Origin of the sequence: Mycobacterium sp. 852013-50091_SCH5140682, from assembly GCF_001665685.1 — a bacterium.
Classification (GTDB): domain Bacteria; phylum Actinomycetota; class Actinomycetes; order Mycobacteriales; family Mycobacteriaceae; genus Mycobacterium.
Genome location: NZ_LZTB01000018.1, coordinates 36,945 through 63,429 on the forward strand (window position 1 = coordinate 36,945; position 26,485 = coordinate 63,429).

The 26,485-nt window shown below is 67.3% G+C and carries 28 protein-coding genes; 21 read left to right on the forward strand and 7 right to left on the reverse strand.

Going from position 1 to position 26,485, the window contains the following annotated elements:
- Positions 1-10 precede the first annotated feature (10 nt).
- On the reverse strand, positions 11-1,945 hold the full coding sequence (gene uraD, locus A5784_RS06990) for a 2-oxo-4-hydroxy-4-carboxy-5-ureidoimidazoline decarboxylase (protein ID WP_064943663.1): 1,935 nt from the start codon (positions 1,943-1,945) through the stop codon (positions 11-13).
- Between the two features lie 14 nt (positions 1,946-1,959).
- Positions 1,960-2,118, reverse strand: a complete 159-nt coding sequence (locus A5784_RS38185; protein ID WP_156750425.1) for a hypothetical protein — start codon at positions 2,116-2,118, stop codon at positions 1,960-1,962.
- Between the two features lie 191 nt (positions 2,119-2,309).
- On the opposite strand from A5784_RS38185, the gene A5784_RS38190 reads away from it, so the two are divergent.
- The 5 genes from A5784_RS38190 (at position 2,310) to mutM (ending at position 5,515) form a co-directional block, all read left to right on the forward strand.
- Complete coding sequence (locus A5784_RS38190; RefSeq protein ID WP_156750426.1) at positions 2,310-2,486, forward strand: hypothetical protein; 177 nt, start codon at positions 2,310-2,312, stop codon at positions 2,484-2,486.
- 98 nt (positions 2,487-2,584) lie between these two features.
- Entirely contained in the window at positions 2,585-3,322 is a 738-nt protein-coding gene (sepIVA, locus tag A5784_RS06995; RefSeq protein ID WP_064943665.1) for a cell division protein SepIVA, read from the forward strand.
- Positions 3,323-3,380: 58 nt separating this feature from the next.
- Positions 3,381-3,968: a YceD family protein gene (locus A5784_RS07000; protein ID WP_064943667.1), complete on the forward strand. Its 588-nt coding sequence runs from the start codon at positions 3,381-3,383 to the stop codon at positions 3,966-3,968.
- Entirely contained in the window at positions 3,965-4,657 is a 693-nt protein-coding gene (rnc, locus tag A5784_RS07005; protein ID WP_064943669.1) for a ribonuclease III, read from the forward strand. Before A5784_RS07000 ends, rnc begins: the two co-directional genes overlap by 4 nt.
- 3 nt (positions 4,658-4,660) lie before the next feature.
- Positions 4,661-5,515 (forward strand): bifunctional DNA-formamidopyrimidine glycosylase/DNA-(apurinic or apyrimidinic site) lyase, encoded by an 855-nt coding sequence (mutM, locus tag A5784_RS07010; RefSeq protein ID WP_064943671.1) that lies wholly within the window; start codon positions 4,661-4,663, stop codon positions 5,513-5,515.
- Position 5,516: 1 nt separating this feature from the next.
- Here the strand turns inward: mutM and A5784_RS07015 are convergent, their stop codons facing one another.
- Positions 5,517-6,158: an Rv0361 family membrane protein gene (locus A5784_RS07015; protein ID WP_232005967.1), complete on the reverse strand. Its 642-nt coding sequence runs from the start codon at positions 6,156-6,158 to the stop codon at positions 5,517-5,519.
- Positions 6,159-6,302: 144 nt separating this feature from the next.
- On the opposite strand from A5784_RS07015, the gene A5784_RS07020 reads away from it, so the two are divergent.
- The 7 genes from A5784_RS07020 to A5784_RS07050 all read left to right on the forward strand — a co-directional run bounded on the left by A5784_RS07020 (position 6,303) and on the right by A5784_RS07050 (position 16,619).
- Positions 6,303-6,722, forward strand: a complete 420-nt coding sequence (locus A5784_RS07020) for an OsmC family protein (protein WP_064943673.1) — start codon at positions 6,303-6,305, stop codon at positions 6,720-6,722.
- Complete coding sequence (locus A5784_RS07025; protein ID WP_064943675.1) at positions 6,719-7,015, forward strand: acylphosphatase; 297 nt, start codon at positions 6,719-6,721, stop codon at positions 7,013-7,015. The genes A5784_RS07020 and A5784_RS07025 overlap by 4 nt, the downstream gene beginning before the upstream one ends.
- Before the next feature lie 26 nt (positions 7,016-7,041).
- On the forward strand, positions 7,042-10,632 hold the full coding sequence (gene smc / locus A5784_RS07030; RefSeq protein WP_064943676.1) for a chromosome segregation protein SMC: 3,591 nt from the start codon (positions 7,042-7,044) through the stop codon (positions 10,630-10,632).
- Between the two features lie 90 nt (positions 10,633-10,722).
- Positions 10,723-12,159: a signal recognition particle-docking protein FtsY gene (ftsY, locus tag A5784_RS07035; protein ID WP_502687498.1), complete on the forward strand. Its 1,437-nt coding sequence runs from the start codon at positions 10,723-10,725 to the stop codon at positions 12,157-12,159.
- Between the two features lie 175 nt (positions 12,160-12,334).
- Positions 12,335-13,690, forward strand: coding sequence for an ammonium transporter (locus A5784_RS07040; RefSeq protein WP_502687499.1), 1,356 nt, complete (start codon positions 12,335-12,337; stop codon positions 13,688-13,690).
- A gap of 6 nt (positions 13,691-13,696) precedes the next feature.
- Positions 13,697-14,035: a P-II family nitrogen regulator gene (locus tag A5784_RS07045; RefSeq protein WP_018600748.1), complete on the forward strand. Its 339-nt coding sequence runs from the start codon at positions 13,697-13,699 to the stop codon at positions 14,033-14,035.
- A gap of 91 nt (positions 14,036-14,126) precedes the next feature.
- Positions 14,127-16,619: a [protein-PII] uridylyltransferase gene (locus tag A5784_RS07050; RefSeq protein WP_064943680.1), complete on the forward strand. Its 2,493-nt coding sequence runs from the start codon at positions 14,127-14,129 to the stop codon at positions 16,617-16,619.
- 54 nt (positions 16,620-16,673) lie between these two features.
- Here the strand turns inward: A5784_RS07050 and A5784_RS07055 are convergent, their stop codons facing one another.
- The gene (locus A5784_RS07055) at positions 16,674-16,904 is read right to left on the reverse strand and encodes a hypothetical protein (RefSeq protein WP_064943682.1); all 231 of its coding nucleotides are present in this window, start codon (positions 16,902-16,904) and stop codon (positions 16,674-16,676) included.
- Between the two features lie 118 nt (positions 16,905-17,022).
- Here A5784_RS07055 and A5784_RS07060 point away from each other — a divergent pair, with 118 nt between their 5' ends.
- Genes A5784_RS07060 through A5784_RS07070 form a run of 3 tightly spaced genes read left to right on the forward strand, consistent with a single transcriptional unit; the run spans position 17,023 to position 20,360 of the window.
- Positions 17,023-17,712: a hypothetical protein gene (locus tag A5784_RS07060; protein ID WP_064943684.1), complete on the forward strand. Its 690-nt coding sequence runs from the start codon at positions 17,023-17,025 to the stop codon at positions 17,710-17,712.
- Between the two features lie 9 nt (positions 17,713-17,721).
- The gene (gene ffh / locus A5784_RS07065; RefSeq protein WP_064943686.1) at positions 17,722-19,290 is read left to right on the forward strand and encodes a signal recognition particle protein; all 1,569 of its coding nucleotides are present in this window, start codon (positions 17,722-17,724) and stop codon (positions 19,288-19,290) included.
- 5 nt (positions 19,291-19,295) lie between these two features.
- Entirely contained in the window at positions 19,296-20,360 is a 1,065-nt protein-coding gene (locus A5784_RS07070; RefSeq protein ID WP_064943688.1) for an amidohydrolase family protein, read from the forward strand.
- A gap of 6 nt (positions 20,361-20,366) precedes the next feature.
- On the opposite strand, the gene A5784_RS07075 is transcribed toward A5784_RS07070, so the two are convergent.
- Both A5784_RS07075 and A5784_RS07080 read right to left on the reverse strand, forming a co-directional pair.
- Positions 20,367-21,188, reverse strand: a complete 822-nt coding sequence (locus A5784_RS07075; protein ID WP_064943690.1) for a D-alanyl-D-alanine carboxypeptidase — start codon at positions 21,186-21,188, stop codon at positions 20,367-20,369.
- A 76-nt stretch (positions 21,189-21,264) separates the two neighbouring features.
- A complete protein-coding gene (locus A5784_RS07080; RefSeq protein ID WP_064943692.1) occupies positions 21,265-22,146 on the reverse strand; it encodes a D-alanyl-D-alanine carboxypeptidase family protein in 882 nt (293 codons plus the stop codon).
- Between the two features lie 32 nt (positions 22,147-22,178).
- On the opposite strand from A5784_RS07080, the gene A5784_RS07085 reads away from it, so the two are divergent.
- From A5784_RS07085 to trmD, 5 genes are all read left to right on the forward strand, one after another.
- A complete protein-coding gene (locus tag A5784_RS07085; RefSeq protein ID WP_064943694.1) occupies positions 22,179-22,598 on the forward strand; it encodes a nuclear transport factor 2 family protein in 420 nt (139 codons plus the stop codon).
- Positions 22,599-22,798: 200 nt separating this feature from the next.
- Entirely contained in the window at positions 22,799-23,260 is a 462-nt protein-coding gene (gene rpsP, locus A5784_RS07090) for a 30S ribosomal protein S16 (RefSeq protein WP_064943696.1), read from the forward strand.
- Positions 23,261-23,268: 8 nt separating this feature from the next.
- A complete protein-coding gene (locus A5784_RS07095; RefSeq protein WP_003881089.1) occupies positions 23,269-23,511 on the forward strand; it encodes an RNA-binding protein in 243 nt (80 codons plus the stop codon).
- Between the two features lie 8 nt (positions 23,512-23,519).
- Entirely contained in the window at positions 23,520-24,041 is a 522-nt protein-coding gene (gene rimM / locus A5784_RS07100) for a ribosome maturation factor RimM (RefSeq protein WP_064943698.1), read from the forward strand.
- Between the two features lie 12 nt (positions 24,042-24,053).
- The gene (gene trmD, locus A5784_RS07105) at positions 24,054-24,752 is read left to right on the forward strand and encodes a tRNA (guanosine(37)-N1)-methyltransferase TrmD (protein ID WP_064943700.1); all 699 of its coding nucleotides are present in this window, start codon (positions 24,054-24,056) and stop codon (positions 24,750-24,752) included.
- Positions 24,753-24,808: 56 nt separating this feature from the next.
- Here trmD and A5784_RS07110 read toward each other — a convergent pair whose 3' ends face one another.
- Entirely contained in the window at positions 24,809-25,738 is a 930-nt protein-coding gene (locus A5784_RS07110) for a serine hydrolase (RefSeq protein ID WP_064943702.1), read from the reverse strand.
- A 362-nt stretch (positions 25,739-26,100) separates the two neighbouring features.
- Here A5784_RS07110 and rplS point away from each other — a divergent pair, with 362 nt between their 5' ends.
- A complete protein-coding gene (rplS, locus tag A5784_RS07115) occupies positions 26,101-26,442 on the forward strand; it encodes a 50S ribosomal protein L19 (protein WP_029372100.1) in 342 nt (113 codons plus the stop codon).
- The last annotated feature ends 43 nt before the right edge of the window (positions 26,443-26,485 follow it).

A 26,485-nucleotide genomic window follows, 5' to 3' on the forward strand; every position in this document is an offset into this window, starting at 1 on the left:
CCATATCGGCTTATGTGTCCAGGTGTCGGGTTCGGGCGGAGTGGATCGGGTTCGCGTCGGCCACCAGCCGGTCGAACCGGTGCGCAGCGATCTTGGCGATCTCGATCAGCGCCGCGGCATGTTCCTGGGTCGGCGAATTGTTCAGCCGGTCCCAGCCGTGACTCAGCAACTGGTCGATGTTGACGTGATCGCGCACGGCCATGATCAACGGGAACCCGAACTGATCCCGGTAGTCCTTGGTCAGCGACGCCAGCTCCTCGTGTTCCTGCTCGGCGAGGCGGGTCAATCCGAGCACCGACTGGTCGGACTGGGAGTCCTCTCCTTCGTCACCGGCGGCCACCGATACCGCCCCGAGATCGGGGTAGGAGTTGATCAGCTGCGCCTGCTCCTCCGGGGTGGCTGCGAACAGCGCCTCCTGGAACGACCGGCGCAGGTTATGGGTGTCGGTGAAGGGGCGTCGGGCGTACGCCCGTTCGACCACCAAGTCCGGGCCCTGGAACAGGCCGGAGAAGGTCCGCACGAAGTCCTCCGAAGACATGTTGTTCACGTCGTTCAGCCGCACCAGGTTGGCGCCGGGTGTGCCCGCCACCGCTGGGCCGCGACCTTTACCGATGTGGTGGAACACCACGTTGAGCACGATCGCGGTGATGCTGCCCAGCGTGATCCCGCTGCCCAGGATGATCTGCGCCCACTGCGGCACCGCCTTGGCCACGTCGGGCTGGACGGTCACGTACATGGCCAGGCCGACGCTGGTGGCCACGATCACCACGTTGCGGTGGTCGTGGAAGTCCACCCGGGAAAGGGTCTGGAAGCCGACCACGGCGACGGTGGCGAACATGGCCAGTGCGGCGCCGCCGAGCACCGGGTGCGGGATGCCGGCCACGATCGCCGCCGCCTTCGGTAGCAACCCGAGGATGATCATGATGACCCCGGCCGTGGCCACCACGTAACGGCTCTTGATCCGGGTCAACCGAACCAGGCCGACGTTCTCGGCGAAGCAGGTGTACGGGAACGAGTTCAGGACGCCGCCGATCATGGTGGACAGGCCGTCAGCGCGGAGTGCGCGCGCGATGTCCTCGCGCACGATGCGCTTTTCCACGATCTCGCCGGTGGCGAACACGTCACCGGTGGTCTCGACCGCGGTGATCAGCATGACCACGATCATCGAGACGACAGCGGCCAGCGCGAACTTGGGCCAGCCGAAGTAAAACGGCGTGGTCACGCCGAACCAGGACGAGATGGCCACATCGCTGAACTGGGCGTCGCCCAGGATCCAGGCCACCACGGTGCCGACGACCAGGCCGGTCAGCACGGCCACGGTGGCCATGAAGCCCTTGAACACGCGCTGGATGATGACGATCAGGGCCAGTGTGCCCATCGCGTAGGCCATGTTCTTGCCGCTGGTCGGGTTGAGCGTCGGCCCGGCTCCGCCGGCCGCGTCGGCCGCCGCCACCGGCAGCAGCGCGATGCCGATGATGGTGATCACCGAACCGGTCACGACCGGCGGGAAGAAGCGGATCAGCTTGGAGAAGAACGGGGCGATCAGGAAGGTGAACAGCCCTGCCACGATGACCGCGCCGTAGATCACCAGAAGCCCGTTGGTGCCGCCTCCCGCGGCCAACCCGATGGCGATCATGGGGGAGACCGCGGTGAAGGTGACCCCTTGCAGCAGCGGGAGCCGCACCCCGATCTTCCAGAAGCCCACCGACTGGATGATCGACGCGATACCGCAGGTGAACAGGTCGGCATTGATCAGGTGGATCAGCTGCGTGGTGGTCAGCCCGATCGAGTTCGCCAGCAGGATCGGGACGATCACCGCGCCGGCGTAGAACGCGAGTACGTGCTGGAAGCCGTACACCGCGAGTTTCGGGACCGGGAGGATTTCGTCGACCGGGTGCTTGGCCGGACGTTTTTTCGCGACGTTGGCAGACTTGGTTTTGGTCATGGGAGTGCCGTCTTTCAGCAGAGGCCGGGGGTGTTCAACCAGGCGGGTTCGGAGCCGCCATCACGTGCGACGGAAGTCTCGATGAGACCGTGCGGACGGTCGGTGTCGTGGTAGTAGCGCACGTCCCGACTTCCTGCCTTCCCGTACTGGTTCGATCCGAGAACGATCCTCATGGGAGCTCCCTTTGTGCGGTTTCGCTCAGGTACTCCGAAGGCGGAAACGCTCTCCTGGAGACCGTCCGCTTCCGATGCACGTGTGCTTGAAATTTCGCATCGTGAGAAGTGTATTTCGTAAAGCGAACTCATCGTGACCTGCGTCACAGTGGTTGTCAAGACCCCGGCGGCACTGAAATCGGACGCGCGGTGTGCCCACAACGCCGGTCGTCGAGTTCGTGTCCACGCCTTGGCGCGACGTTGCGGTGATCTGGTCAGGTGAAGCGCTTTCGGCCTGCCCTCTGCTGGATCCGGTCGGTCCGTCCGACGTGAGATTGCGTGCCGAGCTGTCCGCAATTCCGCACGAGCGCACGCCGGGCAACGTCTGACAACGGCCGTCGGTAGCGACACACCGGCAATCCTCCCCAGTCACAGGAGTAACACCAGGCACACTGGTCACTAACAACGACGCCTGGAGGGTATAGCCGTGTACCGAGTTTTTGAAGCGCTCGACGAGCTGGGCGCCATCGTCGAAGAAGCGCGTGGCGTACCGATGACTGCGGGCTGCGTGGTTCCGCGCGGGGACGTCCTGGAACTGATCGATGACATCAAGGACGCCATTCCCGGCGAACTTGACGACGCGCAGGATGTGCTGGACGCCCGGGACTCGCTGCTGCGCGAGGCCAAAGAGCACTCCGAGTCCGTGATGTCGAAGGTCAACGCCGACGCAGACGGCATGATCAACCACGCCAGAGGCGAAGCGGACCGGCTGCTGGCCGATGCCAAGTCGCAGGCCGACCGGATGGTCGCCGAGGCCCGCCAGCACAGCGAACGCATGGTCGGTGAGGCGCGTGAGGAGGCCGCGCGCCTCAGCGCCGCGGCGAAGCGGGAATACGAGGCCAGCACCGGGCGTGCCAAGGCCGAGGCCGACCGCCTCATCGAAAGTGGCAACCTCTCGTACGAGAAGGCCGTCCAAGAAGGCATCAAAGAACAGCAGCGGCTGGTGTCGCAAACGGAGATCGTCGCGACGGCAACCGCCGAGGCGACCCGGCTGGTCGATGCCGCACATGCCGAAGCCGACAGGCTGCGCGGCGAGTGCGACATCTACGTCGACAGCAAACTGGCCGAGTTCGAGGAATTCCTCAACGGAACGCTGCGCTCGGTCGGCCGCGGCCGCCACCAGCTACGCACGGCGGCCGGAACGCACGACTACGCCACGCGTTGATCGCCTCGGGCGCCGTGGGCGTTATTTGCGGCTGACAAGGCCGCCGTAGGATTGCTGCATGGCGACGCACGCAACCGCGGGAAGGCACCGCGCTTCACGGTCGCCGCTGGTCATCAACATCTCCCGACTCGGCCGGCGACCCGGCTCGATGATTACTCACCGCGAAACGGTGCCGAACCCGGTACGCATCGGTGTGGAACTCATCGCCATCGAGGCGGGTGCACCGCTTGAGCTGGACCTGCGGCTGGAATCTGTTTCCGAGGGGGTGCTGGTGACCGGAACGGTTGCCGCCCCGACGGTCGGTGAATGCGCACGATGCCTCACGCCGGTCACCGGTGACATCGAAATCGACCTCACCGAACTGTTCGCCTACCCCGACAGTGCCACAGACGAGACCACGGAATCGGACGAGATGGGCCGGGTCATCGATGACACCGTCGACCTGGAACAGCCCGTCATCGACGCCGTGGGCCTGGCCCTGCCGTTCTCTCCGCTCTGCGGGCCGGACTGTGCGGGATTGTGCCAGCAGTGCGGCATCCCGCTGGCCACCGCCGAACCCGGGCACCACCATGAGCAGCTCGATCCGCGGTGGGCAAAGTTGGCCACGCTGCTGCCGCCTGATGACGGGGACCAACACCGCGGATGAGTGAAGCGCATGCACAGCTGCTGGAGGCACTCGGGGTCGTGCTTCCCAGTGAATTGCTGACCATTGCGCTGACCCATCGCAGCTACTCGTACGAACATGGCGGCCTGCCCACCAACGAGCGGCTGGAATTCCTCGGTGACGCCGTGCTCGGCCTTACCATCACCGAGGAGCTGTACCACCGTCACCCGGACCGCTCCGAGGGCGACCTGGCCAAACTGCGGGCCAGCATCGTCAACACCCAGGCGCTGGCCGACGTCGGCCGCGGACTCAGCGACGGCGGCCTCGGTGCCCACCTGTTTCTGGGCAAGGGTGAGGAAAACTCCGGTGGCGCCGACAAATCCAGCATTCTCGCCGACAGCGTTGAATCATTGCTCGGCGCAATCTATTTGGAGCATGGCCTGGAAACCGCCCGCGAGGTGATCCTGCGGCTCTTCAGTGAACTCCTCGACACCGCACCCACTTTGGGGGCGGGCCTCGATTGGAAGAGCAGCCTGCAGGAGCTGACCGCCGCGCGCGGCATGGGGGCGCCCGGCTATCTGGTCTCCTCGACCGGGCCCGATCACGACAAGGAGTTCACCGCGACGGTGGTGGTCGGTGAGGTCGAGTACGGCAGGGGAGTAGGCCGCACCAAGAAGGAAGCCGAACTGAAGGCCGCCGCGGCGGCCTGGCAGGCGCTCGAGGATGGGTGATCGGTGCCCGAACTCCCCGAGGTAGAGGTCGTTCGGCGGGGACTGCAGGAACATGTCGCGGGCAAGACCATCACCGCGGTACGCGTGCATCATCCGCGGGCGGTGCGCCGGCATGAGGCAGGCCCGGCAGACCTGGCCGCCCGACTGCTCGACGTGCAGGTCACCGGTACGGGCCGGCGTGGAAAGTACCTGTGGCTGACGCTTTCTGACGGGGCCGCGTTGGTGGTGCACCTCGGCATGAGCGGCCAGATGTTGTTGGGCCCCATCGCCGATGACCGTCATCTGCGGATCGCCGCCCTGCTCGACGACGGCACCGCGCTGAGCTTCGTTGACCAGAGGACGTTCGGCGGCTGGCAGCTGACCGAGCTGGTCGACGTCGACGGCTCCGAGGTTCCGCAGCCCGTCGCGCATATCGCCCGTGACCCGCTCGATCCCCGCTTCGACCGGGACGCCGTCGTTACGGTGTTGCGGCGCAAGCATTCCGAGATCAAGCGCCAGCTGCTGGACCAGACCGTGGTGTCGGGTATCGGCAACATCTATGCCGATGAGGCGCTGTGGCGCACCAAACTCAACGGGGCCCGGCTGGCGTCGGTGCTGCCGCGCGCCCGGCTCGGGGAGCTGCTCGACGCGGCCGCCGACGTGATGACCGAGGCGCTGGGCCAAGGCGGTACGTCGTTTGATTCGCTCTACGTCAACGTGAACGGCGAATCCGGCTACTTCGAGCGGTCATTGGACGCTTACGGCCGCGAAGGGGAGCCCTGTCGGCGCTGCGGCGCGGCGATGCAGCGGGACAAGTTCATGAACCGGTCGTCGTTCTACTGCCCGAAATGCCAGCCACGCCCGCGGTCGCGACGGTAGATCAGGGCAGCGACGGCAGATTCGCCAGCCCCGGCGAATCGGTGGTGCACAGCTTCCAGTCGCCGCTCTCCTTGCGGAAATAGATGGTGTTGGTTTGGCCGCCGGCTTCGACCTTGGCCGTGGCCCGGTCGCCGTTGACCTTGATGTCGCTGATCTTGGCCGATCCTGACGGCGGCTTGATGGTGGGCGTGGGCACGTTGATGCCGTACTTCTCCAAGCCACTGGTGTCCAGGGCGTCGAGAATCTTGCGGTCGCCGGCGCAGACGTACTTCTTCATGGCCGAGATGCTGCTGCCGGAATTCCCGATGTTCTTGAGCAGCTGGCCGATCGCGCGCTCGTCACCGGACGGCATCATCAACACGATCACGACGCCGATGATCGCCGCGACAGCCACCACCGCCGCGACCGCACCACCGATGATCAACCCTTTCCGGCTACCACCGGTGTGCTGCGGCGGCATGCCGTAACCGTAGGGAGGCTGGCCGTACTGCGGAGCGCCGTACTGCTGACCGCCGTACTGAGGCGCACCGAACTGTGGCGGCCCGGGGTACTGCTGAGGACCTCCGTACTGTTGCGGCGGCCCGTACGGCTGGGGCGGCTGTTGCTGTCCCCACGGGTCGTGCGGTCCGGACGGAAATGTCATCGTGCTCCTCAGCAGAACGGCGGTACGTCGAGTTTATCGTCCGTTCGGCCTATCAGATGGCCGCAGAGCGGCGGATCCGCGGACGTTCGGAGCAGAAACGCTGCTGGGGGAATAGCCGGTCGTCGCGGCGTGTAGAAATACCGCATGACTGAACTGTGGGTCGAGCGCACCGGCGTACGCCGCTACACCGGGCGCAGCTCCCGAGGTGCAGAGGTGCTGGTCGGCAGTGAAGACGTCGAGGGCGTGTTCACTCCCGGTGAGCTGATGAAGATCGCCTTGGCGGCGTGCAGCGGGATGAGCAGCGACGCCCCGCTGCGGCGTCGTCTCGGCGATGACTACGCCACCACCATCCGCGTCACGGGACCGCCCGACCGCGAACAGGAGCGTTATCCGCTGCTGGCCGAGAAACTCGAGGTCGACCTGTCGGGGCTTTCGGAGGACGAAAGGGCCAGGCTGCTGACGGTTGTCGAGCGCGCGATCGACCAGGTCTGCACCGTCGGGCGGACCCTGAAATCGGGCACCGAGGTGACCTTCGAGGTTGTGGACAAGGTCACAACGGCGTGACCGGCACGGAACCCCCGCAGCATCAGGTGCGGCTCAGTGCCTGGGTGCACGGGCACGTCCAGGGCGTGGGGTTCCGCTGGTGGACCCGGGCTCGGGCACTCGAACTGGGCTTGACGGGGTTTGCCTCCAACCGCCCCGACGGCCGCGTCCACGTCGTGGCGCAAGGTCCGCGTGCCGCCTGTGAGCGTCTGCTTGACCTGCTGCAGAGCGGCAAAACCCCAGGTGCAGTGGACAACGTCGTCGTCGATTGGTCCGATGCGGGCACACCGATGACGGGCTTTAACGAGCGGTAGCCGACTCGGCGGTAGGGTAAGTCGCCGTGCACCTCAAGAGTCTGACGCTGAAGGGCTTCAAGTCCTTCGCATCGCCGACGACTCTGCGTTTCGAACCGGGCATCACCTGCGTCGTCGGGCCCAACGGGTCCGGTAAATCAAACGTCGTCGACGCGCTGACCTGGGTGATGGGCGAGCAGGGCGCCAAGACGCTGCGCGGCGGAAAGATGGAAGACGTCATCTTCGCCGGCACCAGTTCGCGCGCGCCACTGGGCCGTGCCGAGGTCACCCTGACCATCGACAACTCCGACAACGCGCTGCCCATCGAGTACTCCGAGGTGTCGATCACCCGCCGGATGTTCCGCGACGGCGCCGGCGAATACGAGATCAACGGCAGCAGCTGCCGGTTGATGGACGTGCAGGAACTGCTCAGCGACTCCGGTATCGGCCGGGAAATGCACGTCATCGTCGGCCAGGGCAAGCTCGCCGAAATCCTGGAATCGCGTCCCGAGGACCGCCGCGCGTTCATCGAGGAAGCCGCAGGCGTGCTCAAGCACCGCAAGCGCAAGGAAAAGGCCGTCCGCAAGCTCGACTCGATGGCTGCCAACCTGGCCCGGCTGACCGATCTGACCACCGAACTGCGCCGCCAGCTCAAGCCGTTGGGCCGCCAGGCCGAGATGGCGCGCCGGGCGGCGACCATCCAGGCCGACCTGCGTGATGCGCGGCTGCGGCTGGCGGCCGATGATCTGGTCACGCGGCGCACCGAGTTCGAGAACACCAACCAGGCCGAGAGCACGCTACGCCGCGAGCACGAGCTGGTGGCTGCGCGGTTGGAGGCCGCGACCGTCGAGCACGACACGCACGAGGCGGCGGTCGCGGAACTGACGCGCCGCGCCGAGGCCGCTCAACAGACGTGGTTCCGCGCGTCCGCGCTGGCCGAGCGGGTCAGCGCGACCGTGCGGATCGCCACCGACCGGGCCCAGCTGTTGGAGTCGGAGCCGGAAACCTCGTCGGGTCGTGACCCCGAGGAACTCGAGGCCGAGGCCGAAGAGGTCGCTGAGCTGGAAATGGAACTGCTCGGCGAGTTGGAGATGTCGCGCATCGCGCTGGAGACCGCGCGAGGCGAACTGGCCGAGCGCGAACGCCTGGCGGCCGAAGCCGAGCGCGCGCATATGGCCGCGGCCCGCGCCGAGGCCGACCGTCGGGAAGGGCTGGCCCGGCTGTCCGGGCAGGTCGACACCATGCGCACCCGGGTCGAGTCGATCGACGAAAGTGTGATGCGGATCTCGGTCAACATCGAGGAAGCCGCCAACCGCGTACAGCAGACCAAGGCCGAGTTCGAGACCGTGCAGGGCCGCGTCGGTGAACTCGACGCCGGGGAAGTGGGCCTTGACGATCACCACGATCGCACCGTGAGCGCCCTGCGGCTGGCCGACGAACGCGTCGCCGAACTGCAGGCCGCCGAGCGCAGCGCAGAACGTCAGGTGGCGTCACTGCGAGCCCGTATCGAGGCTCTCTCGGTCGGTCTTGACCGCCGCGACGGCGCTGCGTGGTTGCAGAAAAACCGCAGTGGCTCAGGGCTTTTCGGCTCGATCGGCGATTTCCTCAAGGTCCGCGGCGGGTACGAGGTCGCGGTCGCGGCGGTGCTCGGAGCGGCTGCCGACGCCCTGGCCGCCGAGGACTTCGGTGCCGCGGCCTCAGCCGTCGCCGCCCTCAAGGAGTCCGACGGCGGCCGGGCCGCCATCCTGCTCGGCGACTGGCCCGTCAACGGGTCCTCACCGAGCGTGGCGCCGCCTGACGGCGCCATCTGGGCCGCCGACGTCGTCACCGTTCCCGACCGGCTGCACGGCGCGATCGCGGCGATGCTGTCCGGGGTCGCGGTGGTGTCCGACATGGCGGCCGGTCTGCGGTTGGTCTCGCAGCGTCCCGAGCTGCGGGCAGTCACCGCCGACGGCGACCTCGTCGGCGCCGGCTGGGTCAGCGGTGGATCCGACCGTAAGCCAAGCACATTGGAGATCGCTGCCGAGATCGACAAGGCCCGCAGTGAACTCGAAGCCGCCGAGAAGCAGACGGGCGAATTGGCAGCAGCCCTGTCCGGGGCGCTGGCCGAGCAGTCCGCACGTCAGATCGCCGCCGAGCAGGCACTGGCCGCCCTCAACGAGTCCGACGCCGCGATCTCGTCGATCTACGAGCAATTGGGCCGCCTCGGCCAGGACGCCCGCGTCGCCGAGGACGAGTGGAAACGGTTGATCAAACAGCGCGATGAGCTCGAGGCCGGCCGCACCAAAACTGTCGAAGAGCTTGTCCAACTCGAGGCCCGGCTGCACGGGGCCGAACAGGCCCCGATGTTCGAGGCCGAACCGGTCGACCGACAGGAGTCGGTGGCTGCGGCCGACGCTGCCCGCTCGGTCGAGGTGGAAGCCAGATTGGCGGTCCGCACCGCCGAGGAGCGCGCGAATGCCGTTCGCGGACGCGCAGATTCGCTGCGCCGGGCGGCCGCGGCCGAGCGTGAGGCCAGGGTGCGGGCACTGCGCGCCCGCGAGGCCCGTGAACAAGCCGCCAAGGTCGCCGCGGCCGTCGCCGAGTCGGGACGCCTTGTGGCGCAACGCTTGAGCACTGTGGTGGCGGCGGCAGGCCGGGCTCGTGACGGGTTGGCCACCGAGCGTCAGATGCGCGCTGCCGCGCTGGCGAAATCGCGCGACGAGGTCAACGAACTCGGCGCCAAGATCAACCAGTTGACCGACGCATTGCACCGCGACGAAGTGGCCAAAGCGCAAGCCTCCCTTCGCATCGAGCAACTGGAGGCTCAGGTCCTCGACCAGTTCGGGATGCCGACAGCGGATCTGATCGCCGAGTACGGCCCGCAGGTGCCGCTGCCGCCCACCGAGCTGGAGATGGCCGAATACGAGCAGGCGAAGGAACGCGGCGAGCAGGTCACCGCACCGGCGCCCATGCCGTTCGACCGGCCCACCCAGGAACGCCGGGCCAAGAAGGCCGAACGCGAACTCAACGAACTGGGCCGCGTCAACCCCCTGGCGTTGGAAGAGTTCGCCGCGCTCGAGGAGCGTTACAACTTCCTGTCGACCCAGCTCGAAGACGTCAAGGCGGCCCGTCAGGATCTGCTCGACGTCATCGCCGACGTCGACACCCGCATCCTGCAGGTGTTCACCGAGGCCTACACCGATGTGGAGCGCGAGTTCGAGCAGGTGTTCTCCACACTGTTCCCGGGCGGCGAGGGCCGGCTGCTGCTGACCAACCCCGACGACATGCTCACCACCGGCATCGAGGTCGAGGCCCGGCCGCCCGGAAAGAAGATCAAACGGCTCTCACTGCTCTCCGGTGGCGAGAAGTCGCTGACCGCGGTGGCGATGCTGGTGGCGATCTTCCGGGCCCGTCCGTCGCCCTTCTACGTGATGGACGAGGTCGAGGCGGCCCTCGACGACGTCAACCTGCGCAGGCTCATCAGCCTGTTCGAGCAGCTTCGAGAGAAGTCGCAGCTGATCGTGATCACGCACCAGAAGCCGACCATGGAGGTCGCCGACGCGCTCTACGGCGTGACGATGCGCGGCGACGGCATCACCACGGTGATCTCCCAGCGCATGCGCGGCCAGGAATTGGTGTCCAGCGCCGGGTCGTGATCCCGGTTCGGTGTCGGCCGGACCGATGCCCTACCGCCAGTGTTGCGGGGCAGATCGTCGACCGGCGACACCCCTGAGAGAATGGCTGCCGTGTCGGAAGGTCTGTGGATCGCGATAGCGGTCATTGCTGTTCTGCTGGTTACTGCGCTCGTGGTCGGATTGGTTCGCTACCGACGGCGGCGGATCAGCCTGTCGGGCCCGGACACCGCGGCGAAGCCGATCGATCGCTCAGGCGGGTACACGGCGTCCTCGGGTATCACGTTCAGCCAATCGACGACCGCTCCGCCTGCGCCTCCCAAGGCAGCGCCTCCGAAGGTGGAGCGCATCGACACCAGCGGGCTGCCCGCGGTCGGCGACGATGCGACGATCCCGCGCGACGCGCCGAAGCGTCCCATCTCCGACGTGCGGTTGCCCGAACCTCCCGTCGAGGAGGCCGCACCCCCGGTCGAACCTCCCGTCGAAGAGGCCCCGGCGGCCGAGGCCGAACCGGTCGTTGAAGAGGCGCCTGCGCCCGCCGAACCGGAGGCGCCCGCCGCACCTGTCGAACCGCAAGCCCCCGCGCCTGTCGAACCGGAAGCGCCTGCCGCGCCTGCGCTGGAGGAGATCGCACCGACCGAGGGTCGCCTGGACCGGCTGCGTGGCCGGCTGTCGAAGTCCCAGAACGCGCTCGGCCGCAGCATGCTCGGGCTACTCGGCGGCGGTGACCTCGACGAGGACTCCTGGGAGGAGGTCGAGGACACACTGCTGATCGCCGACCTCGGACCGGTCGTCACCGAATCCGTTGTCGCCGCGCTGCGGTCGCAGATGGCCAGTAAGGGTGTGCGGACCGAGGCCCAGGCGCGTGCGGTGCTGCGCGACGTCCTCATCTCCGAGCTGCGGCCCGATCTGGACCGCTCGATCCGTGCGCTGCCGCATGCCGACAAGCCGTCGGTGTTGCTCGTGGTCGGTGTCAACGGCACGGGTAAGACCACCACCGTGGGCAAGCTGGCGCGCGTCTTGGTGGCCGACGGCCGTCGCGTGGTGCTGGGTGCCGCTGACACCTTCCGAGCGGCCGCCGCCGATCAACTCGAGACCTGGGCGGCGCGCGTGGGCGCCGATGTGGTGCGGGGCGCGGAGGGGGCCGATCCGGCGTCGGTCGCATTCGACGCGGTCGACGAGGGCATCTCCACCGGTGCCGACGTGGTGGTCGTCGACACCGCAGGCCGGCTGCACACCAAGACCGGTCTCATGGACGAGCTCGGCAAGGTCAAGCGGGTGGTGGAGAAGCGCGCCGCCGTCGACGAGGTGCTGCTCGTCCTGGACGCCACCATCGGGCAGAACAGCCTGCCGCAGGCCAAGGTGTTCGCCGAAGTGGTCGACATCACCGGCGTGGTGCTGACCAAGCTCGACGGCACGGCCAAGGGCGGCATCGTGTTCCGCGTGCAGCAGGAACTCGGCGTCCCCGTCAAGCTCGTCGGTCTCGGTGAGGGGCCCGACGATCTGGCCCCGTTCGAGCCCGGGGCGTTCGTCGACGCTCTCCTCGGCTGAGCTCTCTGCGCCAAAAGCGCACGGTGTAACACCGGCGAAACGCGACCCGGGCATCCGTTCACGCGAGCGAAACACGACGGCGTCGTCGCCGAAACATCCACTCAGCATTGTCTTGAACCAGGTCAACGGTTCGTAAATCCTTGCGGCCGTGGCGTGGTGAAGGAGGAAACTGCGAGTGGAGCAATTCCCGTTGATGGGCGCACCGGATACCGGTGACACGGCGTGGATGCTGGCCAGTGCGGCGCTTGTGTTGTTGATGACGCCGGGGCTGGCCTTCTTCTACGGCGGCATGGTGCGCGCCAAAGGTGTGCTCAACATGATCATGATGAGCGTGAGCGCCATGGGCGTGGTGACCGTGCTGTGGGTGCTGTACGGCTACTCGGTTGCCTTCGGCAACAACACCGCCGGTGTGATCGGCGACCCGGCCCAGTTCTTCGGCCTCAAAGGGCTGATCGGCACGAACGGATCGGCTGACGCGCCCATCGCGCTCGCCGGCACCATCCCGGCCACTGTGTTCGTCGGCTTCCAGTTGATGTTCGCGATCATCACCGTCGCGCTGATCTCCGGTGCGGTCGCGGACCGGCTGAAGTTCGGCGGATGGCTGCTGTTTGCCGCACTGTGGGCGACGGTCGTGTATTTCCCGGTCGCGCACTGGGTGTTCGACTTCGACGTCAAGGACCCCAAGACCGACGCCATCGTCCACCACGGCGGCTGGATCGCCAACCAGCTCAAGGCAATTGACTTCGCCGGTGGCACGGCGGTGCACATCAACGCAGGTACCGCCGGCCTGGTCCTCGCCATCATCCTGGGCAAGCGGCTCGGCTGGCCCGGTACCCCGATGCGTCCGCACAACCTGCCGTTCGTGATGCTCGGTGCCGGCCTGCTGTGGTTCGGCTGGTACGGCTTCAACGCCGGGTCCGCGGTGTCCGCCAACGGGGCTGCGGGCGCGACCTTCATCACCACCACGGTGGCGACTGCGGCGGCCATGCTGGCGTGGCTGCTCACCGAACGTATCCGGGACGGCCGGGCGACCTCGCTGGGTGCGGCCTCGGGCATCGTGGCCGGGCTGGTCGCGATCACGCCGTCGTGCTCCTCGGTGAACGTCGTGGGTGCACTGGTGATCGGCGTGTGCGCGGGTGTGCTGTGCGCGCTGGCGGTGGGGCTGAAATTCAAGTTCGGTTTCGACGATTCACTCGACGTCGTGGGAGTCCACCTGGTGGGTGGCATCGTCGGCACGCTTCTGGTCGGCCTGGTGGCCACCAAGCAGGCACCCGCCGGAGTTGCCGGACTGTTTTACGGCGGCGGGTTCGACCAGCTGTGGCGACAGGCGGTCGGGGCCGGTGCGGTTCTACTCTATTCGGCGGTGGGTACCGCTATCTTGGCGTTGATTGTCAAATACACCGTGGGCCTGCGCCTGGACAAAGAAGAGGAGGCGTCCGGCATTGACGAGGCCGAACATGCGGAAAGCGCGTACGACTTCGTCGCTGTCGGAACCGGATCTGTTCTCGGTCGTCGCGGCGGGGAGGAATAAGGAAATATGAAGCTGATCACTGCGATCGTCAAACCGTTCACTCTGGAAGACGTCAAGACCGGTCTGGAGCAGACGGGAATTCTCGGCATGACGGTCAGCGAGGTCCAGGGGTACGGCCGGCAGAAGGGGCACACCGAGGTCTACCGGGGCGCTGAGTACTCGGTCGACTTCGTGCCCAAGGTGCGGGTCGAGGTGGTCGTCGAAGACTCCGCGGTGGACAAGGTCGTCGACGTCATCGTGCAGGCCGCCCGCACGGGCAAGATCGGCGACGGCAAAGTCTGGGTCAGCCCGGTGGACACCGTCGTCCGCGTGCGCACCGGGGAGCGGGGCGCCGACGCCCTGTAGCCGCGGTCGGTCGAAGGCGTAATCGACCGACTCTCCCGGCCAGGCACCGTCTGAGCGCTGGTAGGTAATTGGCCGGGGGAGGGAGTCGAAAATGTCTGAGCAGCAACCAGAGTCCGCTAACGGGCGCTCGCGCAGGGAGCCGGATTTGTTGCGGCCGGCCACCGATCTGGCGGTGGCCACCACGCAATTGCTGTCGAGTTCACACCAACTCGACGCCCCGGCACTGCGCGACGCCTTGCTCGATCTGCACGAATTCTGGCTCGTCACAAAGGCAACCGAGATCGGCATCACCGCCGACAGCGGGTTCGCCATCGTGGCCTCCGGTGGGCTCGGGCGCGGCGAGATGTTGCCGTACTCGGACCTCGATCTGATGCTGCTGCACAACAATATGCCGACCGAAGTGGTCGGCGAGGTCGCGGAGAAATTGTGGTACCCGTTGTGGGACGCCAACATTCGCCTCGACCACAGCGTGCGCACGGTGCCCGAGGCATTGCGCGTCGCCAATGACGACATCTCGGTGGGCCTGGCGATGCTCGAGGTCCGCCACATCGCCGGCGACGCGGACCTGTCCTCGCTGCTGGTCAGCGGCGCGCGCAGGCAATGGCGCATCGGCGTCGCATCGCGGTTCGACGAACTCGTCACGCACGCACAGGCCCGGTGGGAGCGCAGCGGCCAGATCGCCCACCGCGCCGAGCCTGATCTCAAGTCCGGCCGCGGTGGGCTGCGCGATGTCCAGCTGCTCAACGCCCTGGCCATCGCGCAGCTGGCCGATGTGTACCCCAGCCGGGCGCTGGCATCGCCGATAGGAACGCTCGGCGATGCACACCTGGCGCTGCTCAATGTGCGCACGGAACTGCACCGGGTGTCCGGTCGCGGCCGGGAGCTGCTGCTGGCACAGCACGCCGACGAGATCGCTGCGGCGCTGCGCATCGGCGACCGATTCGATCTGGCCCGGGTGCTTTCCGACGCCGCCCGCACGGTCAGCTACTACGTGGACGCGGGGATTCGCACTGCTGCCAACGCATTACCCCGGCGTGGCTTCGCCGCGTTGCGCCGGCCGGTGCGCCGACCGCTCGACGAGGGCGTCATCGAATACGCCGGCGAGGTGATCCTGGCCCGCGACGCCCGGCCCGAACGTGACCCCGGCCTGATCCTGCGCGTCGCAGCGGCCTCGGCCACCACGGGGCTGCCGATGGCCGTATCGACTCTGGGGCGGCTGGGGGAGCGGGCGCCCGAACTGCGCACGCCCTGGCCCCGGCAGGCTCTCAAGGATCTCCTGGTGCTCCTGGCATCGGGGCCCTCCGCGGTCGCCACCATCGAGGCGCTGGACCGGACCGGTTTGTGGGGCAGGCTCTTTCCCGAGTGGGGCGCCGTGCGCGATCTGCCGCCCCGAGATGTCGTGCACATCTGGACCGTCGACCGGCACCTTGTCGAGACTGTCTCGCGGGCAGCAGCTTTCACTACCAGAGTGTCGCGTCCCGACCTGCTGCTGCTCGGGGCGCTGTGCCACGACATCGGCAAGGGGCGCGGCGGGGACCACAGCGTGATCGGCGCGGAACTCGCCACGCAGATCGGCACGCGGCTGGGCCTGTGGCCATCCGATATCGACGTGCTGGCGAAGCTGGTGCGCCACCACCTGCTACTGCCTCACACCGCAACCCGACGAGATCTTCAGGACCCCAAGACAATTGATGCCGTTGCCGAGACGCTCGGCGGCGATCTGGTGCTGTTGGAGCTACTGGCCGCCTTGGCCGAAGCCGATTCGCTGGCCACCGGTCCCGGGGTCTGGGGCGATTGGAAAGCGTCACTCATCGGCGATCTCGTGCGTCGCTGCCGGCTGGTGATGGTCGGTGAGCCGCTGCCGCAACCGGACCCGATCGACCCGAGGTTCGTTGCGCTGGCCGCCGATGGCGGCGTGCACGTCGAACTGGCCGCGGGCGACGGGCAGCACATCTACAACGTCACGATGATCGCCCCGGACCGGCGCGGTCTGCTGTCGAAGGCCGCCGGGGTGCTGGCGCTGAATTCCCTACGGGTGCACTCGGCTTCGGTCAACAGCGATCAGGGCTCGGCGATCAACACGTTCGTGGTGTCACCGCTGTTCGGCTCGCCGCCGGAAGCCGGGCTGCTGCGCCAGCAGTTCATCCTCGCCCTCGACGGGGAACTCGACGTGCTCGGCACGCTGCTGGCCCGCGAGCGTGAGGCCGCTCAGTATCCGACCACCCGGGCAGGCGAGATCCTGGCGGCGGTCCCGGCCAATCACGTTCCGGCGCCACCGCGCATCCTGTGGTCGGACGGCGGTGCACCGGGGGAGTTGGTGGTGCAGATCCGCAGCGCCGACCGGGCCGGGCTGCTGTCCCGATTGACCGCGGTGTTCGAGCGCGACGGTGTCGACATCGCGTGGGCGAAGGTGACGACGCTGGGATCCTCGGTGCTCGACGCTTTCGGCATCACCGTTCCGGACGACGACTCCACCGGCTCCGGCCGGGGTGCTCTGCGCGAGGAGCTGGAACGCGACCTGTACGCGATCCTGCCCGCGCCGCCCCCGGCCAAGCCGGCCACGCCCGCTGAGCAGGCCAGTTGACCGGTACCTGCGGCTCAAGCTCGCCAAGCCCTGAGCCGCAGGCCCCTCGGCCCGTCAGTCGTGGAAGAGCCGGTCGAGGAACCGGTCAAGCGGACTGTTCGGGAAATGCCGGTCGACAAATCGGTCGAGGTCATGGCGAACAAGGACGGGATGTGGCCGCGGATGTGTGGGCTGGGCCTGCGCGATCCCCGCGCCGAGCCCCAATCCCGCACCGGCCAGCATCAGCGCCAATACGGTCAACCCGACGGATTTGCGCAGGCGCGTGATCCCAGTGGTTGTGTTCATGGCCGCTACCTCCTGAATGTTGTGAAGTGATGATCAGAGGGTCGACCCGTTCTGTTCACGAGCCAGGGCACGCAACCGTTCACCGGTACACGCCGGTTGATGGGCCATGATTGGGCGCATGACCGAATTCGGGGGGTATTACGCCAATTACGGCCACAGCTATGGCGGGACACCGCCCCCGATCGTGCGGCCCGAGCGGTTCTCGCCGGGAACACAGATCCTCATCAGTGTTCTGCTGGTGCTGCCGACGCTCCCGATCTTTTTCGCGAACTCGCTCCTCCTCCGGGCGGATTGGGTCGGGTACTGGCCCGAGCCGCTGCGGAATCTGTGGGCACTGGGATGCAATGCGATTCTGCCGCTGTACTACCTGATCGTCGTCGCATGCTGGGCACGGCCGACGCGCCGCAGCGCGGCGGTGGCCATCGCATTCGTCACGGCTTTGTTGGACACGGCCTGGTTGGCTGCCATCCTGATCATCTTCAGGTCCTCCGACACCGGTCTGCTGGCGTGGGTATTTGCCGCGGTCCAGGTCCTGATCGCGGTGGGCTATGTGGTGGCGTGGGGTGTCGCACGTAGACGCACCGGCATCTGGGCAGTCGGGCTGACTGCGGCCGTCGTACTCGGCGGCATCGTGCAGTGGGTCTACCGGCTGCTGCCCACCGAGACTTTCTCCGACGGTTCCTGGTGGGTGAAGTCATGGGCTTTGAACATCGGCGCCTTCGTGTTGTCCTGCCTCATCTGCTGGGCACTGGACGTCATGGGAGCCCGCTCGTGGCGCGCAACTACGCCACTGATCTCGGACCGTTAGGCTTACGACGTGTTTGAGAGCTTGTCTGACCGGTTGACCGGTGCCCTGCAGGGGCTGCGCGGCAAGGGGCGGTTGACCGACGCCGATATCGATGCCACCAGTCGGGAAATCCGGTTGGCCCTGCTGGAGGCCGACGTCTCGCTGCCGGTGGTGCGCGCCTTCGTCGCACGCATCAAGGACCGGGCCAAAGGTGCCGAGGTGTCGGGTGCGCTGAATCCGGCACAGCAGGTCGTCAAGATCGTCAACGAGGAACTGATCGGCATCCTCGGCGGTGAGACCCGGCAGTTGGCATTCGCCAAGACGCCGCCCACGGTGATCATGCTGGCCGGTCTGCAGGGTGCCGGTAAGACCACCCTCGCCGGCAAGCTGGCGAAATGGCTCAAGGGACAAGGGCATACCCCGCTCCTGGTGGCCTGCGACCTGCAGCGGCCGGGCGCCGTGCATCAGCTCAAGATCGTCGGCGAGCGCGCCGGGGTTGCCGTGTTCGCGCCGCACCCGGGTACGTCGGTGGAAGGGCTGGAGAACGCGGGCCACGGTGATCCGGTGGCGGTCGCCGGGGCCGGTCTGGCCGAGGCCAAGGCCAAGCACTTCGACGTGGTCATCGTCGACACCGCCGGTCGCCTCGGTATCGACGAGGAACTGATGGGGCAGGCCGCCGCGATCCGCCAGGCCGTCAACCCCGACGAAGTCCTGTTCGTGCTCGACGCGATGATCGGCCAGGACGCCGTCGCCACCGCCGACGCGTTCCGCGAGGGTGTCGGTTTCACCGGTGTCGTGCTGACCAAGCTCGACGGCGACGCCCGCGGTGGTGCCGCCCTGTCGGTGCGTGAGGTCACCGGCGTGCCGATCCTCTTCGCGTCGGCCGGCGAGAAGCTCGAAGACTTCGACGTCTTCCACCCCGACCGGATGGCGTCGCGCATCCTCGGCATGGGTGACGTGCTCACCCTGATCGAACAGGCCGAACAGGTCTTCGATCAGCAGAAGGCCGAGGAGGCCGCGGCCAAGATCGGCTCGGGTGAGCTGACGCTGGAGGATTTCCTCGAGCAGATGCTGGCCATCCGCAAGATGGGCCCGATCGGCAACCTGCTCGGCATGCTGCCGGGCGCCGGGCAGATGAAGGACGCGCTGGCCGCCGTCGACGACAAGCAACTGGACCGCGTTCAGGCCATCATCCGCGGCATGACCCCGGCCGAGCGCAGCGATCCGAAGATCATCAACGCCTCCCGGCGGCTGCGCATCGCCAACGGTTCGGGTGTCACGGTCTCCGAGGTCAACCAGCTGGTCGACCGGTTCTTCGAGGCCCGCAAGATGATGTCGTCGATGGCAGGCCAGATGGGCATGCCGTTCGCCCGCAAGAGCGCCACCCGCAAGGCGGCCAAGGGCAAGAACAAGCAGGCCGGGAAGGGCCGCAAATCGGGCAAGGGCCCGACACCGCCGAAGGTGCGCAACCCGCTCGCCGGGCCGGGTATGCCCGCCGGGTTCCCTGACCTGTCCAACATGCCCAAGGGGCTCGACGAGTTGCCGCCGGGTCTCGCCGATTTCGATCTGTCGAAGCTGAAGTTCCCGGGCCAGAAGTAACTGCCATGGCGGTCTTGCACGTCCGCGGTCGGGGACTGCCTGACGGCGAAGCCGTGCAGTGGTGGATCGATCGCGGTGTGCTGCACGCCGATCCGATCGACGACGCAGAGACTGTGTTCGACGGTGGCTGGATCCTGCCCGGCCTCGTCGACGCGCACTGCCACGTCGGCCTCGGGCCGCACGGACCGGTCGAATTCGACGAGGCGGTTACGCAGGCGGAGACCGAACGTGAAGTCGGGGCCCTGCTGCTGCGTGATGCCGGGTCGCCGGTGGACACCCGCAGCATGGATGACCGCGAGGATCTGCCGAGGATCATCCGGGCCGGTCGACACCTGGCCCGGCCCAAGCGGTATTCGCCGGGGCTGCCGATCGACATCGAGGACGAATCGCAGCTGCCGGAAGCGGTGGCCGAGCAGGCGCGCTGGGGCGACGGCTGGGTCAAACTCGTCGGCGACTGGATCGACCGCGGCGTCGGTGACCTGGCCCCGCTGTGGTCCGACGAGATTCTCGAGGCCGCCATCGACGCCGCCCACGCCAATGGCGCGAGGGTTACGGCGCACGTGTTCGGTGAGGACGCCTTACCTGGGCTCATCAACGCAGGCATCGACTGCATCGAGCACGGCACCGGCATCACCGACGACATCATCGAGCTGATGTTGGCCAACGGGACCGCACTGGTGCCGACCCTGATCAACATCGAGAACTTTCCCGGGATCGCCGACGCCGCGGCCAAGTATCCGGCGTACGCGGCCCACATGCGGCAGCTGTATGCGTCCTGCCGCGCCCGCGTCGGCGCCGCCTACGAGGCAGGCGTCCCGATCTTCGCGGGCACCGATGCCGGCGGCATGATCGCGCACGGTCGGATCGGCGACGAGATCGAAGCACTCAAAACCGTGGGGCTGAGCCCGACGGATGCCCTCGGCGCGGGCTGCTGGGACGCGCGGGCGTGGCTGGGCCGGCCCGCCCTCGCCGACGGGGCCCCGGCGGACCTGGTCTGTTACACCGAGGACCCGCGCACCGGCGGTGTCGACCACCCCGATCTGGTGATCCTGCGCGGCCGCGTCTACTGAGAGCGGTCAGCCGTACTGGCTGAAACCCCAGTCCAACAGTTGGGTCGCCTCGCCGTACAGGTCGCCGGTGCCGTACATCTGAACGACGATCAACCGGTGATTGCCGCGCTGCGCGGCTCCGACATACGTCTTGCGGGCCAGGTCGGTGTAGCCGGTCTTGCCGGCGATGTCGCCGGGGTAACGGGTCAGTAACTCGTTCTGACTGGTCAGCGTCCTGCCCGGGAATTGGGCCGTCGTCTGCCGAAAGATCTGGGCGATCAGCGGATAGGTCAATGCCGCCCGGTAGATCACCGCGAGATCGTGCGGCGTGGTCTTCGTTTCCCAGCCGGGCCCGTCCAGTCCGGACGGCGACGACGCCGTGGTGTTGCGGGCACCCAGGCTCGCTGCCTTACGGTTCATTGCGGCCACCGCGGCGCGCTGCCCGCCGAGCATGCCGGCCAGCATGTTGGCGGCGTCGTTGCCCGACACCATCAGCAGGCCCTCCAGCAGCTGTTGCGTGGTGTACGCCTGGCCGGGTTTGAGCCCGACGCACGAGCACTCGACCTTGGTGTGCGAGTCGTTGGCCCGCGCGAAGTTGTCCGGACGCAGGTTGTCCAACACGACCATGGCCAGGAGCGGTTTGATGGTGCTGGCCGGGGCGTAAGAGCCGTTGGGGTCCTTGGCCGCCAGGACCCGGCCCGTGTCGAGGTCGGCGAGCAGCCATGCCTTGGCGGGGCCGTTCGCGAATGCTTGTGCGCCAGCCGGTTCCACGGACGGATCGGCAGCGGCGACGGGCACCGTCAGCGCCGTGCCGAGGGCGAGCACGGCCGCCGCGAACAGTGTGCGCACGAGCGCCGACGCTACGGTTTGCAGGACTCGTTCAGCGCGCGTTCAGGTCTCTGTCGGGTATCGACGCGAACAGTCGCTACAGCGTGCCGATGCTCGCGGAGTGGTCCTGCAGGAAGCCCCAATTCAGCAGGGCCGCGGCCTGGTCCCAGTACGTCGGACCGCCCTCTTTGACCAGCCCGTGCATCATCGAGATCACCAGACGACGGCCGTCGCGCTGGGCCGCCGCGACGAACGTCTTCCGCGCGATGTCGGTGAATCCCGTCTTGCCGCCGATGGCGCCGGGATACCGCTGCAGCAACTCGTCCTGGTTCTGCAGCACCCGATCGCCGGACTTGGTCGGAAAGACGGTCGACGGCATCGCGGTGATCTGCGCGAACACGGGGTTGGCCATCGCAGCGCGGAAGATCACCGCCATGTCGTGCGGCGTCGACCAGAACGGCATGCCCGGGGCATCCAGGCCGGACGGCGTCACCACATTGGTGTCGTGGGCCCCGAGCTGGGCGGCCTTGGCGTTCATCTTGGCCACCGCGGCACCCTGGCCGCCGAGCATGTGCGCCAAGGTGTTCGCCGCATCATTGCCCGAGTCCAGCAGCGCCGCCTCCAGCAGCTGGCGTGCGGTGTAGGTCTGACCGGGGGTGACGCCGACGCACGTGCACTCGGCCTTCGAATCCGCCTCATCGGCGACGATGGTGCTGTCCAACGGCAGCTCGTCGAGCACCACCTGGGCGAGCAGGGTCTTGATGGTGCTCGCCGGCGCGTAGCGGGTGTTCTCGTTACGTGCGGCCAGCACCTGCCCGGTGTCCAGGTCCGCAACCACCCAGCCTTCGGCAGGTCCGTCGGGGATCGGCGCCGAGCCGATCTGCTGCACCGCCAAATCGGCTCGTGCAGCGGGCATACCGACCGCACCCGTGCTCAGAGCCACGAACAGGACCGCAAGCGCGGTGACGAACCTCCCCATGGCCGGTCAGCCTAATCGTGTTGAATCGAGACATGTTGAGCCTGGCTGAGATTTCGGACCGACTGGAGATTCAGCAACTGTTGATCGACTATTCGTCGGCGATCGACCGCCGGCAGTTCGATGACCTCGACCGCGTCTTCACGCCGGACGCCTACATCGACTATCGGGCCATGGGAGGCATCGACGGCCACTTCCCGGAGGTCAAGCGGTGGTTGGCGGAGGTGCTGCCGAACTTTCCGGCGTACGCCCACATGCTCGGCAACTTCGACGTACGCATCACCGGTGACACGGCGTCATCCCGCACCATTTGTTTCAACCCCATGGTGCTGCCCGGTGAAGCGCAACAAGTGTTGTTCTGCGGTCTGTGGTACGAAGACGAGTTCGTCCGTACCCCCGACGGGTGGCGGATGAGCCGGCGGGTGGAGACCAAATGCTTCGACAAGATTGTCTGAGTCGCCTCCGGCGACGTGTTGTCCGAGTCGCCTCCGGCGAGATTTGGGCAGGCCGGACGGCCTCTGGCACAATAGTCGGCTGTCCCCGCGCGACTCGTTGAATGCGCTGCGCGGTGGTCACACACGTACGGCAAAACCGGATCCGGGCAACCCGCCCCGATCGCCGAATTGCAGCGTGGCAACTGTTTAGGAGTTTCATCGTGGCTGTCAAGATCAAGCTGACCCGGCTTGGCAAGATCCGCAACCCCCAGTACCGCATCGCCGTCGCCGACGCGCGCACCCGCCGCGACGGCCGCGCCATCGAGATCATCGGCCGCTACCACCCCAAGGAAGAGCCGAGCCTGATCGAGATCGACTCGGAGCGCGCACAGTACTGGCTGGGTGTCGGCGCCCAGCCCACCGAGCCGGTGCTGGCCCTGCTGAAGGTCACCGGTGACTGGCAGAAGTTCAAGGGCCTGCCGGGCGCCGAGGGCACGCTGAAGGTCAAGGAGGCCAAGCCCTCCAAGCTGGACCTGTTCAACGCCGCGCTCGCCGAGGCCGAGAGCGGTACCACCGCCCAGGCCGTGACGCTGAAGAAGAAGAAGTCCAAGAAGGACGAGGCCGCGGAGGCCGCTGAGGCTCCGGCCGCCGAGGCTGCCGCTGACGCCGCCAGCGAGAGCTGAGCGCCGAAGTGAGTTCTGTCGTGGTCGACGCCGTCGAGCACCTGGTCCGCGGCATCGTGGACAACCCTGACGACGTGCGGGTCGACATGGTCACCAGCCGGCGTGGACGCACCGTCGAGGTGCACGTCCACCCGGACGATCTGGGCAAGGTCATCGGGCGCGGTGGCCGTACCGCCACCGCGCTGCGCACCCTCGTCGCCGGCATCGGTGGGCGCGGGATCCGCGTCGACGTGGTGGACACCGACCAGTAGCGTCGGCTATGGATCTGGTTGTCGGACGGGTCGTCAAAGCGCACGGGATCACCGGCGAGCTCGTCGTCGACGTGCGTACTGATGACCCGGACGCCCGCTTCCGCCCTGGCGTCACCCTGCGGGGGCGGGCCAAAGGCGGTGCTGAACGTCCCTTCACGGTCGAGTCGGTTCGCGAACACGGCGGTCGGCTGCTCGTTCGGCTGACCGGCGTGGCCGACCGCAACGCCGCGGACGAACTGCGTGGCACCCTCTTCGTGGTCGACGCCGCCGAACTGCCCGCCATCGACGACCCCGACGAGTTCTACGACCATGAGCTCGAAGGGCTGCGGATGGTGTGCGCAGACGGCACGCCCGTCGGCAAGGTCTCGGAGGTGCTGCACACCGCGGCGGGGGAGTTGCTCGCGGTGAAGGCCGACGCCGACGGGCGTGAGGTGCTGGTGCCGTTCGTCAGCGCCATCGTCACGTCTGTCTCCCGGGAGGACGCGACGATCGTCATCGACCCGCCCGACGGCCTGCTCGATTTGAGCTGACGGAGCGACGCCGTGCGCATTGACGTCGTCACCATCTTTCCGGCATACCTGGATCCGATCCGGCAGTCGTTGCCCGGCAAGGCCATCGATGCCGGCATCGTCACGCTGGCTGTGCACGATCTGCGGGCGTGGACCCACGACGTGCACCGGTCGGTCGACGATTCGCCGTATGGCGGCGGCCCGGGGATGGTCATGAAAGCCCCGGTGTGGGGGCAGGCGCTCGACGAAATATGTACTGACGAAACACTTCTGGTGGTCCCGACCCCGGCGGGTCGGCTGTTCAACCAGGCGACGGCCGAGCGGTGGAGCACCGAGAAGCACCTGGTGTTCGCGTGCGGCCGGTACGAGGGCATCGACCAGCGGGTGGCCGACGACGCGGCCCGGCGGATGCGGGTTGAAGAAGTGTCGATCGGCGATTACGTGCTTACCGGCGGCGAGTCGGCAGCGCTGGTGATGATCGAGGCGGTCGTTCGCCTGCTGCCCGAGGTGCTCGGCAATCCCGCGTCACACCAACAGGATTCGCATTCGGACGGGCTGCTCGAAGGGCCCAGCTACACCCGGCCGCCGAGCTGGCGGGATTTGGACGTGCCCCCGGTGCTGCTGTCGGGTGATCATGCCAAGGTGGCTGCCTGGCGGCGGGAGCAGGCGTTGCAGCGCACCCGGGAACGCCGCCCGGATCTGCTGGACACCTCCCCGCGAACAGACAGCTAGGCACGCGACACGCCGGTGTTCCGGGACCCGAGGGACTGCTCGCGCTACGAGGCAGATCAGATCCGCCCGCCCGGGAACATCGTCTTGACCGCATCGGTGATGGTCTTGCGGGCGGTGGCGTCGTCGGTGGGTTGCATCGAGCCGACGACCATGACGTAACGCCGGTCAGCACCGATCACGCCGGTGGACAGATGCATCCAGTTGCCGCCGTTCCAGCAGCACATCCAGCCCTGCTTGACCGCCACCGGCTCGGCGTACAGCCCATCGGGGATGCCGAAACGTTGTGGGTAGCCGTCGATTCCGTTCGCGGTGGACTGCGCGAGGTTGGCCAGAATCGTGTTGGCCTGCTCCTGGGGCAGCCCACCGCCGCCGCTCATGAGCAGGTCGTAGTAGCGCGCCAGATCGTCGGCGGTGCTCATGGTGTTCCACCAGTGCCCGTCGTACGGCGTGGAGGTGGACTTCAGGCCGTAGCGTGCCGTCACCCGAGTGATGATGGCGCTGCCGCCGTTGCGGTTCCAGAAGTTCTCGGCGGCCCCGTCGTCGGAGGACCGCAACATGATGTCGAGGGCCTGGCGGTCGTCGGCCGTGACCGTCGTCTGGCCCTTGGCCTCCTGCAGCAGCAGGTCGTCGGCGATGAACAGCTTGGCCACCGATGCGATGGGGATCGGCGTCGAGTTCCCGTTGGAGATCAGTTGGCCGGTGCTGCGATCCAGCACCAGCACCGTGATGTCGGCCCCTGCTTTAGATGCGGTCGAGGTCGCCAGGCTGGCCCGGTTCTGCAGACCGTCGAAGGTTGCTGCGGGCTCGTCGGGGGGCGCGTCAGGTAGCGGCGCCGCGGTGCCCTGCGGCACGACCACCGTGTACTGCGGCGCGTTGGGGATCGGCGGCGGTGTTCCGTACACCCTGGCTTCGCAGCCGGCGATGGTGATCATCCCGATCACGCCGGCTGCTGTCACGGTCATCATTCTTGACGGCCGCCCTCGCATGCCTCTCCTTAGACCCGGTAGCTGGAACCCGCATATCGGAAGCGAGCGACACGTGCGCCGCAGTCGTCAGCAACCGTTTTCGGACGGTTCAGACTAACCGGTTGCGGTGGAAATCGCGTAGCTTGTCGGTGACCGCGTTTCCGGGGTTTCAGGCAGTGTGCTGTACGGCCGAACCGCTGGATCGGCCCGGATTTCACTGGATCGGGGCTCGTCTGGCACAATTGAGCAGTTGTCTGCTGCAGCCCAGGGCTGGGTATCGCTACCCGGCCGCTGTCAGATACGCCCCGATACACCCGAAAACTAGCTTCGGCTGCGCGTCCGCGCATCGGCCCGGAGCCGCTAACAACAAGGAAGTGTCACCGATGAACACGCTGGACTTCGTCGATCAGGCGTCGCTGCGCGACGACATCCCGACCTTCAGCCCCGGCGACACCGTCAACGTGCACGTGAAGGTCATCGAGGGCTCCAAGGAGCGCATCCAGGTCTTCAAGGGTGTCGTGATCCGTCGCCAGGGCGGTGGCATCCGCGAGACCTTCACCGTGCGTAAGGAGAGCTACGGCGTCGGCGTCGAGCGGACCTTCCCGGTGCATTCGCCCAACATCGATCACATCGATGTCGTGACCCGCGGTGACGTGCGTCGCGCCAAGCTGTACTACCTGCGCGAGCTGCGCGGCAAGAAGGCGAAGATCAAGGAAAAGCGCTGAGCGCGTTGTCCTGCCCGGCGCGGTCCGGACGGCACACGCCGCT

Bases quoted from the DNA above. Each gene is read 5' to 3' on its own strand.
- uraD (WP_064943663.1), bottom strand. From the start codon at position 1,945: ATGACCAAAACCAAGTCTGCCAACGTCGCGAAAAAACGTCCGGCCAAG.
- A5784_RS38185 (WP_156750425.1), bottom strand. From the start codon at position 2,118: ATGAGGATCGTTCTCGGATCGAACCAGTACGGGAAGGCAGGAAGTCGG.
- A5784_RS07000 (WP_064943667.1), top strand. From the start codon at position 3,381: ATGGCGACGCACGCAACCGCGGGAAGGCACCGCGCTTCACGGTCGCCG.
- rnc (WP_064943669.1), top strand. From the start codon at position 3,965: ATGAGTGAAGCGCATGCACAGCTGCTGGAGGCACTCGGGGTCGTGCTT.
- A5784_RS07015 (WP_232005967.1), bottom strand. From the start codon at position 6,158: ATGACATTTCCGTCCGGACCGCACGACCCGTGGGGACAGCAACAGCCG.
- A5784_RS07020 (WP_064943673.1), top strand. From the start codon at position 6,303: ATGACTGAACTGTGGGTCGAGCGCACCGGCGTACGCCGCTACACCGGG.
- A5784_RS07045 (WP_018600748.1), top strand. From the start codon at position 13,697: ATGAAGCTGATCACTGCGATCGTCAAACCGTTCACTCTGGAAGACGTC.
- A5784_RS07050 (WP_064943680.1), top strand. From the start codon at position 14,127: ATGTCTGAGCAGCAACCAGAGTCCGCTAACGGGCGCTCGCGCAGGGAG.
- A5784_RS07055 (WP_064943682.1), bottom strand. From the start codon at position 16,904: ATGAACACAACCACTGGGATCACGCGCCTGCGCAAATCCGTCGGGTTG.
- A5784_RS07060 (WP_064943684.1), top strand. From the start codon at position 17,023: ATGACCGAATTCGGGGGGTATTACGCCAATTACGGCCACAGCTATGGC.
- A5784_RS07070 (WP_064943688.1), top strand. From the start codon at position 19,296: ATGGCGGTCTTGCACGTCCGCGGTCGGGGACTGCCTGACGGCGAAGCC.
- A5784_RS07080 (WP_064943692.1), bottom strand. From the start codon at position 22,146: ATGGGGAGGTTCGTCACCGCGCTTGCGGTCCTGTTCGTGGCTCTGAGC.
- A5784_RS07085 (WP_064943694.1), top strand. From the start codon at position 22,179: ATGTTGAGCCTGGCTGAGATTTCGGACCGACTGGAGATTCAGCAACTG.
- rimM (WP_064943698.1), top strand. From the start codon at position 23,520: ATGGATCTGGTTGTCGGACGGGTCGTCAAAGCGCACGGGATCACCGGC.
- A5784_RS07110 (WP_064943702.1), bottom strand. From the start codon at position 25,738: ATGCGAGGGCGGCCGTCAAGAATGATGACCGTGACAGCAGCCGGCGTG.
- rplS (WP_029372100.1), top strand. From the start codon at position 26,101: ATGAACACGCTGGACTTCGTCGATCAGGCGTCGCTGCGCGACGACATC.